This window comes from Ruegeria sp. YTSA168 (assembly GCF_059610045.1).
The window spans coordinates 87,920-104,640 of the sequence record NZ_JBXWMW010000006.1 but is presented as its reverse complement, the minus strand read 5'-3'; the positions used below and the strand labels follow the sequence as shown (position 1 = coordinate 104,640).

Annotated in this window: 16 protein-coding genes; 5 read left to right on the top strand and 11 right to left on the bottom strand. The window is 58.1% G+C overall.

The features are described from left to right. Nucleotides 1-4 precede the first annotated feature (4 nt). The 6 genes from AC2FFE_RS13010 to AC2FFE_RS12985 form a co-directional block, all read right to left on the bottom strand. Nucleotides 5-2,452 (bottom strand): GcvT family protein, encoded by a 2,448-nt coding sequence (locus AC2FFE_RS13010; RefSeq protein WP_496846827.1) that lies wholly within the window; start codon nt 2,450-2,452, stop codon nt 5-7. A gap of 15 nt (nt 2,453-2,467) precedes the next feature. Then, entirely contained in the window at nt 2,468-2,848 is a 381-nt protein-coding gene (locus AC2FFE_RS13005) for a GFA family protein (RefSeq protein ID WP_496846826.1), read from the bottom strand. Between the two features lie 4 nt (nt 2,849-2,852). Next, nucleotides 2,853-3,476 (bottom strand): LysE family translocator, encoded by a 624-nt coding sequence (locus AC2FFE_RS13000; RefSeq protein ID WP_496819664.1) that lies wholly within the window; start codon nt 3,474-3,476, stop codon nt 2,853-2,855. Beyond that, complete coding sequence (locus AC2FFE_RS12995; protein WP_496819663.1) at nt 3,476-4,045, bottom strand: helix-turn-helix domain-containing protein; 570 nt, start codon at nt 4,043-4,045, stop codon at nt 3,476-3,478. Before AC2FFE_RS12995 ends, AC2FFE_RS13000 begins: the two co-directional genes overlap by 1 nt. Nucleotides 4,046-4,170: 125 nt before the next feature. After that, entirely contained in the window at nt 4,171-4,623 is a 453-nt protein-coding gene (locus tag AC2FFE_RS12990; protein ID WP_496819662.1) for a GAF domain-containing protein, read from the bottom strand. A gap of 70 nt (nt 4,624-4,693) precedes the next feature. After that, on the bottom strand, nt 4,694-5,866 hold the full coding sequence (locus AC2FFE_RS12985) for an acetyl-CoA C-acyltransferase (protein WP_496819661.1): 1,173 nt from the start codon (nt 5,864-5,866) through the stop codon (nt 4,694-4,696). Nucleotides 5,867-5,969: 103 nt separating this feature from the next. Between AC2FFE_RS12985 and AC2FFE_RS12980 the strand changes: the two genes are divergently transcribed. The 3 genes from AC2FFE_RS12980 to AC2FFE_RS12970 all read left to right on the top strand — a co-directional run bounded on the left by AC2FFE_RS12980 (nt 5,970) and on the right by AC2FFE_RS12970 (nt 8,572). After that, entirely contained in the window at nt 5,970-6,308 is a 339-nt protein-coding gene (locus AC2FFE_RS12980) for an STAS domain-containing protein (RefSeq protein ID WP_496819660.1), read from the top strand. Between the two features lie 19 nt (nt 6,309-6,327). Next, nucleotides 6,328-6,777, top strand: coding sequence for an ATP-binding protein (locus AC2FFE_RS12975; protein ID WP_496819659.1), 450 nt, complete (start codon nt 6,328-6,330; stop codon nt 6,775-6,777). A gap of 217 nt (nt 6,778-6,994) precedes the next feature. Further along, nucleotides 6,995-8,572 (top strand): gamma-glutamyltransferase family protein, encoded by a 1,578-nt coding sequence (locus AC2FFE_RS12970; protein ID WP_496846825.1) that lies wholly within the window; start codon nt 6,995-6,997, stop codon nt 8,570-8,572. Between the two features lie 34 nt (nt 8,573-8,606). Here AC2FFE_RS12970 and hspQ read toward each other — a convergent pair whose 3' ends face one another. Beyond that, on the bottom strand, nt 8,607-8,933 hold the full coding sequence (hspQ, locus tag AC2FFE_RS12965; RefSeq protein WP_496819657.1) for a heat shock protein HspQ: 327 nt from the start codon (nt 8,931-8,933) through the stop codon (nt 8,607-8,609). An 80-nt stretch (nt 8,934-9,013) separates the two neighbouring features. Between hspQ and AC2FFE_RS12960 the strand changes: the two genes are divergently transcribed. Next, nucleotides 9,014-9,895: an AEC family transporter gene (locus AC2FFE_RS12960; protein ID WP_496819656.1), complete on the top strand. Its 882-nt coding sequence runs from the start codon at nt 9,014-9,016 to the stop codon at nt 9,893-9,895. Nucleotides 9,896-9,956: 61 nt separating this feature from the next. Continuing rightward, nucleotides 9,957-10,538: a transglycosylase SLT domain-containing protein gene (locus AC2FFE_RS12955; protein ID WP_496819655.1), complete on the top strand. Its 582-nt coding sequence runs from the start codon at nt 9,957-9,959 to the stop codon at nt 10,536-10,538. A gap of 37 nt (nt 10,539-10,575) precedes the next feature. Here the strand turns inward: AC2FFE_RS12955 and AC2FFE_RS12950 are convergent, their stop codons facing one another. The 4 genes from AC2FFE_RS12950 to AC2FFE_RS12935 all read right to left on the bottom strand — a co-directional run bounded on the left by AC2FFE_RS12950 (nt 10,576) and on the right by AC2FFE_RS12935 (nt 16,712). Further along, complete coding sequence (locus AC2FFE_RS12950) at nt 10,576-11,148, bottom strand: LolA family protein (protein ID WP_496846824.1); 573 nt, start codon at nt 11,146-11,148, stop codon at nt 10,576-10,578. Nucleotides 11,149-11,187: 39 nt separating this feature from the next. Then, nucleotides 11,188-14,079, bottom strand: a complete 2,892-nt coding sequence (locus tag AC2FFE_RS12945) for a DNA translocase FtsK (protein WP_496846823.1) — start codon at nt 14,077-14,079, stop codon at nt 11,188-11,190. 14 nt (nt 14,080-14,093) lie between these two features. Continuing rightward, nucleotides 14,094-15,275: an aminotransferase class I/II-fold pyridoxal phosphate-dependent enzyme gene (locus AC2FFE_RS12940; protein ID WP_496819742.1), complete on the bottom strand. Its 1,182-nt coding sequence runs from the start codon at nt 15,273-15,275 to the stop codon at nt 14,094-14,096. A gap of 108 nt (nt 15,276-15,383) precedes the next feature. Beyond that, nucleotides 15,384-16,712, bottom strand: a complete 1,329-nt coding sequence (locus tag AC2FFE_RS12935; protein WP_496846822.1) for an amidase — start codon at nt 16,710-16,712, stop codon at nt 15,384-15,386. Nucleotides 16,713-16,721 lie beyond the last annotated feature (9 nt).

Here is a 16,721-nt window from a genome sequence, read left to right as displayed (position 1 = left end):
ACGATCAGGCGCGCAGCCGCTCGTTCGCCGGATCCCAGAGCGGTTGGTCCTCTTCTACCACAGCGCGGTATTTCTGACCGTAGATTTCCACCTGAAGCTCGGTTCCAGGGTTCGCGGCGTCGGTCTTAACCATGCCCAGCGCGATGGACTTTCCGACGCGGTAGCCCCATGCGCCCGAGGTCGTCTCACCCACGATCTGATCACCTTGCCAGATGCAGGACATGTAAGGCGCATCGCAATCACCGGCTTCAACGGTCAGTGTCACAAAGGATTTCTTCACCCCTTGCTGTTTTTCGTTCAGGATCGCAGCCTTGCCGGGGAAATCCTGCGGCTTGTCCAGCTTCACGAAACGCTCCAGCCCGCCTTCAAGCAGTGAATAGTCGGTGCTCAGATCGCCCTTCCAAGCGCGGTATCCTTTCTCGATGCGCAAGGAGTTCAGGGCGTACATCCCAAACGGCTTGGCCCCGGCGTCAAGGATCGCGTCATAGATGGCTGGCATATCCGCGTTCAGGGCATGGACCTCCCAACCCAACTCTCCTGCGAAGGACACACGGATCAGATGGGCAGGGTGTCCGGCCACCGTGGCGCTTTGATGGGTCAGCCAGCCGCTGGTCAGATCGGCGTCGGTCATCCCCGCCAGTATCTCACGCGACTTGGGCCCTGTGACGATCAGCGTGTCGCGGGTTGTGGTGACGTCTTCAATCGAGACAGTCGAGGGCATCGCGCTGAACAGGATATCCCGGTCATGCCATTGCGCGGTCGCGGCAGTGATCATCACGAACTCATCCTCACCCAGACGGACACAGGACATCTCGGTCAGGATGCGACCGCGTGCATCTGCGATGTAGACCAGGTTAATACGTCCGATCTTGGGCAGACCACCGGTGACAAGGCCGCGCAGCGCCTCAGCAGCTCCCTCGCCCTTGACGATGAAGCGCGAGAAACCCGGCAGGTCCAGCACGCCACAATGGTCGCGCACAGCTTCGCATTCTTCCTTGATCCGCTGTTCCCACGGACCCGAACGACCCCAGGTATGCGTGGCCTCAAGCGAGGTATCGTCGCCCTGTTGCGCGAACCAGTTGGCGCGTTCCCAGCCGTTATAAGCCCCCATGACACCGCCTTGCGCGATGACTTTGTCATGCACTGGCGACAGTTTCTTATCGCGTGCGGCAGGCCATTCGTGATGCGGGAAGTGCATGGCGTATTCGTTGCCATACACCTCCAGCCCCTTCTGGTTACAGTAGTCCTGATCGGTGTAATCGGTGTAACGGCGCGGATCGACGGCCCACATATCCCATTCGGTGGCGCCATCAACGATCCATTCCGCCAGCACCTTGCCGGCCCCGCCACCCTGCGCGATGCCGAAGGTAAAGGTATGCGCCTCAAACGCATTTTTCACACCCGGCATTGGACCGATCAACGGCAGACCGTCCGGCGCGTAGGGGATCGGGCCATTGATAACGCGGCCAACGCCCGAGGTAGCCATCAGCGGCACCCGCTCCATCGCATCGGTGATGATGTCTTCGATCCGGTCCAGATCGTCGTTCCAGAGTTGGAACGAGAAATCCTCAGGCATCGGGTCATCTTCGGTCATCCAGTGGCCCTTACAGTTGGGCTCATACGGGCCGAGGTTGAAGCCGTGCTTCTCCTGCCGCAGGTAGTAGGACACGTCAACATCCCGTAGCAGTGGCAGCTTGCCGCCATTTTCCTTGGACCATTCTTCGATTTCAGGAATCTCATCGGTCAGCAGGTACTGATGGCTCATGACCATTGCTGGAACGGTCCGACCACCAAAAGGTTTGAACCATTCACCCACGCGCTGTGCGTAGTAACCAGCAGCATTCACGACATAGTCACAAGGAATATCGCCCTGATCTGTGTGCACCGTCCAGGTGCCATCGTCGTGTTGGGTCACACCTGTCGCCGGGCAGAAGCGGATGATCTTCTGGCCCATGTCACGAGCACCTTTGGCCAGCGCCTGTGTCAGCTGGGCGGGGTCGATATCGCCATCTGTTGGGTCATACAAAACGCCTTCAAGATCATGCGTTTCCAAGAATGGATAGCGCTCCTTGGCCTCTTCCGGGGTCCACATTTCCATCGGAATGCCCTGATACCGGCCCATCGCCAAGGCGCGTTCGAATTCCTGCATCCGCTCTTTGCTGTGCGCCAGACGGATCGAACCCGACTGGTGATAGTTCATCGGATAGTCGACCTCATCCCCCAGCCGCGCATAAAGCTCGGTCGAATACCGCTGCATGTTCATGATCGCCCATGAGGTCGAGAAGGTCGGCACGTTGCCTGCTGCATGCCATGTCGAGCCTGCGGTCAGTTCGTTCTTTTCCAGCAGAACGCAATCAGTCCAGCCTTTCTTGGCAAGATGATACAGGGACGAGGCCCCCACCACGCCACCACCGATGATAACCACGCGGGCTTTTGTCGGAAAATCATTCATGTCATTCAGTCCCTGTTACTGTGCCTCTTGGGGCAGATCGTCCGTAATGTCGTAGTAGTCGCCCTTGTCAGCCACGAAGATGTGGCGGGCGAGGTGCAACCCGGTGCGCCCGTCAAAGGCCCCCATGGAAATCGAAATCGTGTCCTCGTCATTGTGCTGCCAGAAGAGAAACGACCCGCATGCATTGCAGAACCCGCGACGGGCGGTATCAGAAGCTTCGAACCACTTTAGCGTGTCGCGCGCGGTGAAACTCAGATTGTCCTCATGCGTCCAGGTCGAGGCCCAGACATGCCCGGATTGCTTGCGGCACTGGCCGCAATGGCAGGCCGAGGGTGGCGACAGTTCCCCGTCAATCTCAAAGACAACAGAACCGCAAAGGCAAGATCCGGAATACATGGTTTTACCCCCTTGTTACGGGCGTCGAACTGGCCCCCAGCATGACACCATAGATGATGAAACAGGTTGCCATCACACGGCGCACCCAGATGTTGAACACCGCCCCCAACGCCGCTTTGCCCATCATCGCGCCCAGCACTGTGAAACCCGTATAGCTGAGCGTGGTGATCACCAGCGCGGTGGGCATGATCACCCCCATTTGCTGCCAGACCGGCACGTCGGGCTGCACGAATTGCGAAAAGGCGGCAAGGTATCCGGCCACGCTTTTAGGATTGATCGTCGCTACGGCCAACGCGTGCAGATATACATGGCTTGCGGGTCTTTCACTGGCTGGCGCAGGTTTTGCTGCGTTCATCCAGCCGCGTATCCCGAGCCAGATCAGAAAACCGGCCCCGATCAGTTTGGCGATGAAGAACCCGGTCGGAGAGGCAGCAATCAGCGCGGTCACACCCAGCGCAGACAGGATCAGAAACGCGCTTGCCTGCGTCAGGATCGCAAGAACCCCCAACATGGCCTTGGGAAATGACAAGCTCATCCCGTTTGAGATACAATTGACCGCGTTCGGCCCCGGCGTCGTCACAAACACCACCCAGAACAGGGCGAATATGGTCCAGGCCTCGAAACTCATCAATACACCGGCGGGGCGATCACCCAGATGGCTATGGCAGGCTCATCATAGGGGTTCGCCCATTGATAGGGTTCATGCTTGATCCGAAAACTGTCACCCGGTTCGACGGTGTATTGACGCGCGCCGATGATCAGGTCCAGCCGGCCCGAGATCATATATCCAACTTCCTGCGTCGGTCGATTGGCAGGCTTTTGCATTCTTGATCGGGGCTCAAAGGTGGAATGGACCATTTCGAAATCGTCTGTCAGATCGGGCGACAGCAGCTCTTCAATCAACCCTTCCTCGCCCGAACCCATAGGTCGGCGTGAACCGGCACGGACCACATAACCTTGCTCTTCCGCGGGTACCGACGAATGCGCAAACAACATCGACATCGGAACACCCAGACATTCTGCGATCTGACGCAGGTCCGAGATCGACGGGTCGGACATGTCTCGCTCAACCTGGCTGAGCCACCCGACGGAGCGGTTAAGACGCTCGGCAATCTCGGACAAGGTTAATCCCCGCGCCTTGCGCAAGGCGCGCAGGTCCGCTCCGAGTGTGGCGCTTTGCGGGGCCTGACTGTTCAAAGGGCGCTCCGAATCTCGTGAAATTTACGTCTCGTTTTTCACGATGGCGCAGTTCTGTGAAATTTCCAAGAGTTTTTTCACGGATACTGACGTTGTGCCGATCTACAAAAAGTGAGACACGAAAGCTACCCGCCGAATGTCTGAGTCAGGATCGATGCAAGGCGATCTGCGTCGGTTTGACTAAATGCGTCCGGCCGATCGCTATCTATGTCAAACACCGCGATCACGGCACCCGTGGCGTCGCGCACCGGCAGAACCAGCTCGGACCGGGTGGACGAAGCACAGGCGATATGGCCGGGAAACGCGTCCACATCCGGCACAAGTTGCACCTCGCCTGTGCGTGCGGCGGCCCCGCAAACGCCGCGTTCAAACGGAATGACCAGACAGCCATGACCACCCTGATACGGTCCGATCTTCAGCAGGCCGGGCTGGGTCACGCGATAAAACCCCGTCCAGTCAAACCGATCATCGGAATGATGAACCTCACACGCGATAGTGGCCATCAGGGCGACCTGATCCGTTTCCCCTTCGGTCAGGGACGCGATGGTTTTGGCAAGGGTATCGTAATCGATTGTCATGACGCGCTTTCAGGTAGGGGAAACGGGAGCCAGCCCCGCATCCCCGAACTATGTGGAAAACGATAAAGCGTCAAATGCGTTCGATGGCGATGGCGGTGCCTTCCCCTCCGCCAATACAAATCGCTGCAACACCGCGTTTAAGGTTCCGTTTCTCCAGCGCATTCAACAATGTGACCATGATCCGTGCGCCGGATGCACCAATCGGGTGACCCAGCGCGCAGGCGCCGCCGTTCACATTCACTTTCTCCCGTGGCAATCCCATTTCATGCATGAAAGCCATTGGAACCACGGCAAAGGCTTCGTTTACTTCCCACAGATCGACATCCTCGACTGCCCAACCGACCCGATCCAGCAGTTTCCGCGCTGCGGGCACCGGGGCCGTGGTGAACAGACCCGGTGCTTGAGCATGACTGGCATGACCCAAAATTCGAGCACGGACCTTTAGACCCTGTGCTTCGGCCTGGGCTGCAGACGCCAACACCAATGCGGCCGCACCATCCGAGATCGAGGAAGCGTTGGCCGCCGTGACCGTACCATCCTTGCGGAAGGCGGGTTTCAGGGTCGGAATTTTCTCAGGCCGGGCGGATTTAGGCTGCTCGTCCGTGGACTGAGTCACCTCACCCTTGCGCGTCCGCACGGATACAGGGGTGATCTCATCGTCAAACGCTCCGTTTTCCTGCGCGGCCAATGCGTTGAATAAGGATTGCAGGGCGTATTCATCCTGCGCCTCACGCGTGAATTGATAGGCCTCGGCACAGTCTTCTGCAAAGGTGCCCATCAGCCGACCCTTGTCATAAGCGTCTTCCAGGCCATCAAGGAACATGTGATCCACAACCTGCCCATGCCCAATGCGCGCACCACCTCGCATCTTTGGCAGCAGATAGGGGGCATTTGTCATGCTCTCCATTCCACCCGCAACCATCAGGTCCGCATGGCCCAGCGCGATCTGATCAAAAGCCATCATGGCAGCTTTCATGCCCGACCCGCACATCTTGTTCAGCGTTGTCGCTGGAACATCTTCGCCCAAGCCAGCTGCAAAACCAGCCTGACGCGCGGGGGCTTGCCCCTGCCCGGCAGGAAGAACGCAGCCCATCAGAACCTCATCCACCGACTGGGTGCCCGCCTGCGCAAGCGCCGCCCGGATCGCCGTGCCACCGAGCTCCGCCGCCGAGACGCCATCAAACATGCCCTGAAACCCACCCATCGGGGTACGCGCGGCCCCTGCGATCACAACATCTTTCATCCCGGCCTTCCTTTGTTCGAATTCTGTCCTCTGAATACCGAATGGTAAGATTTGCCGTCTAGCGTATTTCTACGACGTAGTTTTAGCGAAGAGGGCGGTCAAAATGGGTCTGACCAGCAAGACGACCGGGGATACCCAGATCATAACGGTCCAATCCGACCGAATCGATGCTGCCATGGCCATCCAGTTCAAGGAGGATATGCGGCGCGAAACCGAAACAGAATGCGGCCGCGTCATACTGGATCTGGCAGGGGTCGAGTTTATTGATTCCAGCGGTCTGGGTGCGATCGTCGCGTCGATGAAACAGCTTGGTGACGGCCGCAGACTGGATTTGTCGGGCCTGCAACCGGTTGTCGAAAAGGTTTTTCGCCTGACGCGCATGGACACAGTGTTCAAACTGTTCACAACTCTGGACGACGCTTTGGCAGAGACGTTGGACTGATCTGGCAGGAGTGAACTGCGTGACGCCGATACGGAACGAAACCTGCCTGGAACTCAGCTTTCCCGCCACCGAGGTGGAAGCCAGCGCCGGGATTGCACAGCTCAGCACCGGGCTGGCACAACAGGGGTTGCCTGATCATATGGCAGATGACGTCAAGATTGCCCTGGCTGAGGCAATCAACAACGTGGTTGAACATGCCTATGAGGGGATTGCGCCCGCAAAGGTGCAGGTAACCTGCCGGCTTGAACGCGACCGATTGGACATTTTGATCTCGGACACCGGGAACCCAATGCCCGGTTATCAACTGCCTGACGGAACCCCAGCCTCTGTCGAAACCGACCTGCGGGATCTGCCCGAAGGCGGATTCGGATGGTTTTTGATCAACCAACTGACAAGCGATATCTGTTATGAGCGACATCAGGGATGCAATCGCCTGTCCCTGCGATTTGACTTTGAACGCCAACACTAATTGAATCACTGTCGCCACAATAACGCCTTTTTCGAACCATTGTGGCGCCTCAAACAACCATCATACAGTGACTCGTAGCTCAGATAGCTTCCCTCGGCGCCAAGTGTCACAGCCCCCACCCAGTGAACGGCGCCGAGGAACCTCCCCCCGCCTGAAATATCTGGACAATCCTTCCCCCCACTTTACCTTCGCCACGGCAAGGAAGAGGAGAGAAGTTATGCGCGATTTGCACGTGCCTGGACGGTCCGAGGTTCTGGCAACAGAAGGTATGTGCGCAACCTCTCATCCCCTGGCGACAAAGGCCGCGCTGGATATTCTGGCGCAGGGCGGCAATGCAATGGACGCGGCCATCGCCGGTGCGGTTTTGCTGGGCATTTGCGAACCACAAATGACCGGGCTGGGCGGCGATTGCTTTGTCCTGTTCAACCGGGCGGGCGAAAACAAGGTTCGCGCGCTGAACGGATCAGGCCGAGCCCCGGCCAAGACCAATGCTGATGCGTTGCGCGCTCAGAACCTGACCGCAATCCCCCTGACCAGCCCCGATGCGGTTACGATTCCCGGCGCGGTCGATGCGTTCTGCCATCTCGCTGAAACTGAAGGGCTGTTGGGACTGGCCGCAATTCTGCAACCCGCAATCCACTATGCCGAACTGGGTGTTCCGGTTGCACCGCGCGTGGCCTTTGACTGGCAAAGCGGGGCAGCAACCCTGCAAGGTGCTGCAAAACAGCACTATCAGATAGATGGACAGGTTCCCAAGGTTGGTCAGGTTTTCCGATCCCCCGGTCAGGCAGAGGTGTTGCGCCGCATTGCCAAAGACGGGCGTGAGGCCTTCTACACTGGCGAGATCGCTCAGGATATGCTGTCTGCACTGTCCCGACTCGGTGGTGTGCACACCGCCGAAGATTTTGAACGTACCGCATGCACGCCGACGGACCCGATAAGCGGCAGCTATGGCGGTATCGATCTGGTCGAGCATCCACCCAACGGACAAGGTGCAACCGCCATCTTGCTGCTGAACATCCTGAAACATTTCGATCTGGCAGACATGGACCCGTTTGGCGCAGACCGGGTCCATATCGAAGCGGAGGCCACCAAGCTGGCCTATGATGCGCGCAACCGTTTCATCGCCGATCCGGACCACACCGCACGTGCGGAACGTTTCCTTGATCCGGACGTTGCCGAACGCCTTGCCTTGCTGATTGATCCCAAATGCGCAATCGGGGCTCCTGCACCGCTGACCGAAGCCATTCACAAAGACACGGTTTACATCACCGTTGTTGATCGGGATCGGATGGCCGTTTCGCTGATCTACTCGATCTTTCACAGTTTCGGTTCGGGGATCGCCTCGGACAAATACGGAATTCTGCTGCAAAACCGCGGGGCAGGCTTTACGCTGGAACGCGGCCATCCCAACGAATTGGGCGGGGGGAAACGTCCGATGCATACGATCATACCAGGCATACTGACGGAGAACGGGCGCGTCATGATGCCGTTTGGCGTGATGGGCGGGGCCTATCAGCCAACAGGCCACGCCCGGTTTGTATCGAACATGACAGATTTCAACCTTGGGCTACAAACCAGCATTGATGCCCCCCGTGCCTTTGCCGATGGTGGAGTTCTGAAACTGGAACGTGGCTTCCCACAGGAAGCCGCTCAACAATTGGCGGATATTGGCCACACTGTCACAGCTCCAGAAACCCCGCTTGGCGGGGCTCAGGCTATTCGAATCCGCGAGGATGGTATTTTGGAAGGGGCCAGCGATCCGCGCAAGGATGGCTGTGCACTCGGGTACTAGTCACATCCGCCTTTGGCCCCACGGGCCCAAAGGTTCAGTTCAAATGAAAGTGCAGCGGGTAGGAGCCGTCTTCGAAAGGACCAAACATATTGGGGATGTCCGGATGCTCGACCGGTTCGCCCGATTGATCCTCGATCAGATTTTGTTCTGAAACATAAGCGACATAGAAGGATTGATCATTCTCGGCCAACAGGTGATAGAACGGCTGATCCTTGATCGGCCGACTTTCTTCGGGGATGGCTTCGTACCATTCTTCAGTATTCGAAAACTCCGGATCCACGTCAAAAATCACCCCTCGGAAGGGATGTTTTTTGTGACGAACAACCTGTCCCAGGCCGTATTTGGCGTGTGTCTTTAGCATTGTTTCAGCCCCCAAAGCAGTTACTACCTCTTTCCGGGCAGAAAAGCCAATATTTGATCTGAATTTCAGGGAAACAGTCTGTGAACCTTCTACTGACAGTGTTCGAAATTGTCGCACCCGTCTTCATTCTGGCCGGAATCGGCTTTGCCTGGGTCAAGCTTGGGTTCGAATATCGGCTGCAGTTCGTCACCCGATTTGCCATGACATTGGCGGTGCCCAGTCTGATCTTCGTTGCCCTGATGCAAACCGAGATTCCGGGCGGTGACCTGTCGCGCTTTACCGTCGCCACGATCATCGCCAACCTTGTTCTGGCAGCTGTATTCTGGGCTTTCGTGCGCGTGCTGAAATTGGACCAGCGCACCTATCTGTCACCACTGATTTTCGGTAATACCGGAAATCTTGGCCTACCTTTGTGCATCTTCGCCTTTGGTCAGGCGGGGCTGGGATATGCCGTGATTTTCCTGTCGGTGACAGCTTTGTTTTCCTTCACTTACGGCATCTATCTGGTCGCCGGAAAAGGCGCGTATGGGCAGGTGATCCGACAACCTATGGTCTGGGCGACACTTCTGGGTGCGCTGTTTTTGTGGCGGGGGTGGGAAACCCCACTGTTTCTGACCAACACGTTGGATTTGCTGGGGCAAATGGCTGTGCCAATGATGCTTGTCACCCTCGGCGTTGCCATCGCCCGACTCACCACGCGCAACCTGGGCCAGGCGGTGGGACTATCCCTTCTGAAAGTCGGTGTCTGCTTTGCACTGGGCTGGATCGTCGCGGTTGCGTTCGATTTAGAAGCCATCGCTTTTGGCGTACTGGTTCTACAAATGAGCACCCCGGTTGCGGTGACATCCTATCTGCTGGCCGAACGGTTCGAGGCCGATGCCGATGCGGTGGCAGGGATGGTTATGGTCTCGACCGTGTTGTCCGTTGCAACACTACCACTTGTTTTGGCGCTTGTGCTCTAGCGATTGTGATTCCATCCACGCTCAATCTGCGCTAGAATGTCCGAAAAAAGGCATGAGGCACATGAGCAGAATTCTTTTCGTACTCCTTGGGGTGCTGCTTTTGGCATCCTGTGGCGGTGGTTCTAAGCAACCGCCCAGCAGATTGAATGACGCGTGCAGTATTGCGCGCGAGAAGCCCGATTATATCCGGGCCTTTCAAAAAACCGAACGCAAATGGGGCGTTCCCGTTCACGTTCAGATGGCCACCATCTATCAGGAAAGCCGATATCGTCACGATGCGCGCACTCCGCACCGCTATGTTCTGGGCGTAATCCCAATGGGGCGCCAAAGCAGTGCCTATGGCTATGGCCAGGCCCTGGATGGCACGTGGGAGCAATACCAGCGTGAAACCGGCAAGCGCCGCGCCAAGCGGGATCGTATCAGCGATGCGTCGGACTTTATCGGTTGGTACATGAACAAAAGCTACGAGCGGAATGGCATCCATCCTGCGGATACACGCAATCAGTATCTGGCCTATCACGAAGGGCACACAGGGTATGCGCGTGGCAGCTACAATCGCAAATCCTGGTTGCTTGGCGTGGCCAGCGACGTGGATGCGCGCGCCGAAATGTATCAGGCGCAGCTGGCAAACTGCCGATACTAAGCGTGATGGGGTCAGCGGTTTCGCTGACCCTTATTCGCTATTTGTCTGAAAAGATATCCTGATCAAAGGTACCGCCCTTGGTCAGCGGACCCAGCAGTACTGTGGTTTGGGTGCCTGCGTTGTCGTGGATCACCCATTTCCGCAGCTCAACAGGATTGTCGGTGAACATCATCTCGATCCGGCCCGATTCAGGGTTCTTGGGGTCCTGCGCCGTGACCACCGTTGCCGTGCCGTCAAATTCATGCCCAACCACCATATTCGCCTGTCCCAGATTGACGTTGCGCGCCAAAACCAAAGACAGTGGTGTTCGCCTCAGCGGGTATTGCTCGGGCGGTTGGTTCGATTTGGGATCGAAGATCAAAACACTGCCCGCCCGTGCCAGAACAACCGCGCTGTCCGGCGGATCATATTCAAACCGCATTTTACCCGGCCGTTGAATCCAAAGCTCGCCAGTGCTTAGCGAGCCATCGTCATTGACCTGGGTAAAGCTCGTCTGAACCGTTTTCATCTGGTTCAAATAGTTCGAAATCTCTGACAGCGGCAGTCTATCCGCCGCCCAGGCCGCAGGTGCGGCCAATGTCAGTGCAAGGGCAAAAGCAATCTGTTTCATAAGACCCAGATAAGCCTTTTGCCCTTGTTATTAAATATCCTACTGCTCGGGGACGAGGATTTCCCGCTTACCGACGTGATTTGCCGCCGAAACAACGCCTTCGTCCTCCATCTGCTCAACAAGCCGCGCGGCTTTGTTGTAGCCGATGGCAAGTTTCCGCTGGATATATGAGGTCGAGCATTTGCGATCCTTGATCACAATCGCCACCGCCTGATCATACAGCGCGTCTTCGCCATTGGTGTTGCCACCCGTGTTGAGGCCCAAAACGGCGTCGATGTTGTCAGCCTTTTCCTCAGCCGGTCCATCAACCACGCCGCTCATGTAATCGGGTGGGCCGAATTGCTTCAGGTGGTTGACGATTTCCTCGACTTCCTCGTCCGAAACAAAGGGGCCATGGCAACGAGTGATCTTGGCGCCACCCGCCATATAGAGCATGTCGCCCTGCCCCAGCAGCTGCTCAGCACCCATTTCGCCCAGAATTGTACGGCTATCGACTTTCGAGGTCACCTGGAACGAGATCCGGGTGGGGAAGTTTGCCTTGATTGTGCCGGTGATCACATCGACCGAGGGGCGCTGTGTGGCCATGATCAGGTGGATACCCGAGGCCCGCGCCATCTGCGCCAGACGTTGAATACAAGCTTCGATCTCTTTCCCTGCCACCATCATCAGGTCGGCCATCTCATCGACGATGACGACGATATAGGGCATCGCCTCGGGCGCGAATTCCTCGGTCTCGAACATCGGCTCGCCGGTATCATCGTCGAACCCGGTCTGCACCGTGCGGCTGAACATCTCGCCCTTGGCCAGAGCGTCCTTCACGCGGCCATTGTAGCCCGCGATGTTGCGAACGCCCATTTTGGACATCTTGCGATAGCGGTCCTCCATCTCGCCCACGACCCATTTCAGGGCTACGACCGCCTTTTTCGGATCGGTTACAACGGGTGAGAGCAAATGTGGAATGCCATCATAGACGGACAGTTCCAGCATCTTGGGGTCGATCATGATCAAGCGGCACTCATCCGGGGTCAGCTTGTAGAGCAGCGACAGGATCATCGTGTTGATCGCCACCGATTTACCCGAACCCGTGGTTCCCGCGATCAGCAGGTGAGGCATCTTGGCCAGGTTCGCCACGACAGACTCACCGCCGATATCCTTGCCCAACGCCAGAGGCAGCGCATGGTTGCCATCGCCAAAATCACGGCTGGCCAGAATTTCGCGCAGCACCACCATCTCACGATTTTCGTTGGGCAATTCGATCCCGATGACCGAGCGGCCCGGCAGGGTCGAGACCCGCGCCGAGAGTGCCGACATGGATCGCGCGATATCGTCGGCCAGACCAATCACGCGGCTGGCTTTCAGGCCCGGAGCAGGTTCCAACTCGTACATGGTCACAACAGGACCGGGACGCACGCTGACGATCTCACCCTTGACGCCATAGTCATCCAGCACATTTTCCAGCATCCGTGCGTTTTCCTCCAGCGCCTCATCGCTCAGATGGTGGCGCTGAATGGCGGACGGGTTGGACAACAGACCTAAGGGCGGCAACTCGAAATCCGAATGTCGTTCTTCAAAGGACAATGCTGGTTGTGCCTCGGCCTGTGCTCGGCGCGACGGTTGCGGTGTACGACGCACAGGCTGCGCGACCACCGGCTTGCGCGGCTCCGCCACAGGGATTTTCATCGCGGGGCGTACCTGCGGTTCCGGCGCAGGCATGTCTTCGAACACGGTATCGTCGTCGTCAAACTCTGGCTCAGCCGCGAAATCCTGATGCAGCGGCTCTTGCCACTCCGTCGTGGCCTCGGCGCTCAGCGTCGGTTCCGGAGGCAAGTCGGTCCAACTCATGGGTGGTTCGGGCGGCAGCTCCGCAGCTGCACCAGTGTTCAGGATCAGGGGATCAGGTCCCCGGCCACGGCCTTTGGTTAGCGGCAGGTTCGGATCAGGCTCAGGCGTTACCTCACCCGTCGCCACCTTGCGATTACGTACCGCTGCCGAAATTTTCGACCGAATGCGATCTTCGCCCGGCATTTCGTCAAAACCTTCGACCGGCATCGCTTCGACCAATTCCGGTTCAGGCATCGGATCAGGGCGGCGGATCAGAGCCGGCATACGGGCCAGCAGCCCGGTTTTCTGAGGAGGTTCAGGGGTCTCTTCTTCCAACTCTTCAAAAACAGGATCACCAAAGGCAACCACATCCTGCAAGACCGGCTCAACCCGCGCTGCCCGGTGCTCTTTCCATTGCACGCGACGATCCCGCGCCGCTTGCGCCGTGGCCGAAGCCCCCCGGCCCAGCAAGGTCATCAGCATGTCATAGGACACCACCAGGCCCAGCAGGAAGGCCCTAAAACCGCGCTTTACATCACTTCTGGTGAAGCCCAGAACGAAGACACCCAGCGCAAGCATGCCGATCGCCATCACCAACGACATCAACTTGACAACAAAGGCCGACGAGATCGGGAGGATCAGCAAGATAAAGCCCAGCACAGTATCACCGCCCAAGCCGCCGAGGCCATAGCTATGGGTAACGCGCCACGCCTCTCCGGGCACCAGAGTCGCCGCATAGACCGCCAAAACTGCGATCCAGATGGGTGCAAAGATCAGCCGTGCAATGGCACGATCCTCGCCGAAATGGCCCGCAAACCGCACGCCCCAGACGATCAACGCCAGGGCAAAGCCCCAACTGCCCCAACCCACAACCATAAAGCAAAACGCAGCAACCCAGGCACCGACCCGGCCCATCCAGTTCTGCACCGGCGCATCGGTCGAAACCATCCAGTTCGGGTCCTCGGGCGTGTAGGACCAGATCATTGCTGCCGCAGCCAGGCCCAGCAGGATCAGTGCAATCCCGATCAATTCCTTGCTGCGCCGCTCGATGGCGGCCTGTGTGGTGCTGTCCAGCAGTGGATCGCGGTTGCGCGCGTTCAATGATGCCATTTTGCCCTCGTACCTCACGAATAGATGCAGTCGCGGAGTGTGATCAGCCCGCGCTGCAACTCTGTTTTTGGGGCCACCATGGCGGCCCGGATAAATTGCTCGCCCGGGTTTTGCCCCGGGTCACCCTGAGAAAGATATGCGCCCGGCAGGACCCGCACTCCGGTTTCCTGCCACAGCTTCAACGCGGTTTCTTCGCCGTTATCGACCGGCAGCCAAAGGAAAAACCCGGCCTCGGGCGGCATATAGCCTTGCACATTGGCAAAGACCTTATCCGCGATGGAGTATTTCTCCTGATAGAGCGCGCGGTTTTCCACCACATGCGCCTCATCCGCCCAAACCCGCGCTGCTACGGCTTGCAGAGGCAAAGGCAAAGGCGAACCGGCGTAGTTGCGCAATTGCTTAACGCGTTTGATGGTTTCCGGACCACCCGCGATCAAGCCGGATCGCAGACCAGCCAGATTGGATCGTTTCGACAGAGAATTGAACAGGGTGATCCTTTCGGGATCAGCGCCCACTTCTTGCGCGACCGTTAGAACGCCCGTGGGCGCCTCATCCCGGTAAATCTCGGAATAGCATTCATCCGCAAAGATGCGGAAATCGAATTTCTCGGCCAGCCCGATCAACTCGGACCAGTAGTCACGTGATGCGACAGCCCCCTGCGGGTTCGCGGGGGAACAGATATAGGCAATCGCGGTGCGGTTCAGCACATCTTCGGGCAATCCGGCATAGTCGGGCAGATGGCCCGTAGCCGCAGTCGCAGGCACAAAGACAGGTTCTGCCGCAACCGAGATCGAGGCGACCATATAGACCTGATAGAATGGGTTCGGGCACAAAACGACCGGCTTTTGACCATTCTTCTGTTCGGGGCACAGGGCCATGGCCGCATTATACAGCCCCTCGCGGGTGCCGTTCAGGGCCATCACATTGGTTTCGGGGTCCATGCTCACGCCATAGCGGCGTTTGATCCAGTCGGTGATTGCCCCGCGCAGTTCGGGAGAGCCTTCATTCGGTGGATAACCCTGAAATCCCGCAGCGTTTTCGACAATGACATCTGTCACCCAAGCAGGGAAATCATGCATCGGCGCACCGATGGTCATGTGAATAACGTCTCCGCCCGGCTGGTGATGATCCAACAGGGTGCGCAGACGCGGGAATGCATATTCCGGTAGGTTCGAAAACCGCTCGGGAAAATTCATAACTACTGCCTCAAGATCGGGATCGTTTTCGCCCCGTTTTTTGACAGAGTACAGATCAGACCCCGCCCCGTCCAGACAAAGAGACGTCGAATCAGGGGATTGTGGCATTCACGCCAATGTGGTTTCCGCCGCTGATCCCACCCGCAACAGGGCCTCTTCCGACCCCGGATAGCCCAGCATCATCAACCCGCAACCCGGTGTACCGATCGGCAGTGTCAGGGCCGCCAGTCCCATCAGATTTCCGATGCGGGTGTTTCGCAGAGCCAGCAGGTTCTCGGTCATGTAGTATTCGTGATCATTCATCAACCTGTCCAGATTGGGCGGCAGAATAGGCGCTGTGGGGGCCAGAACGGCGTCAAACCCGGCAGCGGCCGCATCCCATGCGGCCCGACAGGCTTTGAGTTTGGACCAGGCTGCAACGTAGTCCGGCCCGGAATGGGCCTGTCCCATGCGGAACCGTTCCAAAATCTCGGGATACATCGCCTCGGGATTGGCTTCGATCACGTCTTTCCACAGACCATATGCCTCGGTGGTGTAGAGCACACCCGACAGGCCCATCGCCTCGTTCAACTCGGGCACCTCAAGCGGAACAATCTCGGCCCCGGCATCCATCAGGCGTTGTAGTGCCCCTTCATAGGCTTTGCGCGGTTCATCCCGCAGGTCATCCTTGGCCACGTTTTGTAGATCGGCAAAGCGGCGTCCAACCAGTGATGCACCGCGCAGATCAGCAGGTGTGCCGCCCTCTAGCAAGGCCAACATATGCGCTGCGTCCTCGACCGACCGCGCCAGTGGACCAACTGTGTCGAAGCGCAGGCACAGCGGCACAGTTCCTTCCAGACTGACCCGCCCCGCGGTGGTTTTCAGCCCCACCAGATTGTTCCACGCCGACGGAATGCGAACAGATCCGCCAGTATCCGATCCGATCCCGCAAGCCGCCAACCCCCAGGCCACCGAGGCCGCCGCACCCGAGGATGACCCGCCTGGCACAGCCTCTTCATCATCAATGCAAGGCGGAGTGCCGGTGATCGGGTTCAGGCCAAGGCCGGAAAAGGCAAGCTCACTCATATGGGTTTTACCCAAACAAACCGTACCCATCGCAGTGGCGTTGCGCACAACCACGGCGTCTGTTTCGGGCACGCGGCCTTTCAACAGGGCCGATCCCGCCTCGGTCCCGATACCGGCGGTATCGAACAGATCTTTCCAACTGATCGGAACGCCATCCAGCAGCGACCGGCGCAATCCCAAGGCGGCGCGGTCCTTTGCAGCCTTCGCCTCGGCCCGTGCGCGATCATGGGTGACGCGGGCATAGATACGGTCACGATGCGGGTGGGCGTCAATGGCAGCCAGATAGGTTTCAGTCAGCTCGACCGGGTCGATCTGCCCCATGCCAATACCTCGACCCAGATCACAGGCTGTCATCACCAACCATTCCTGCATCACCGCGCT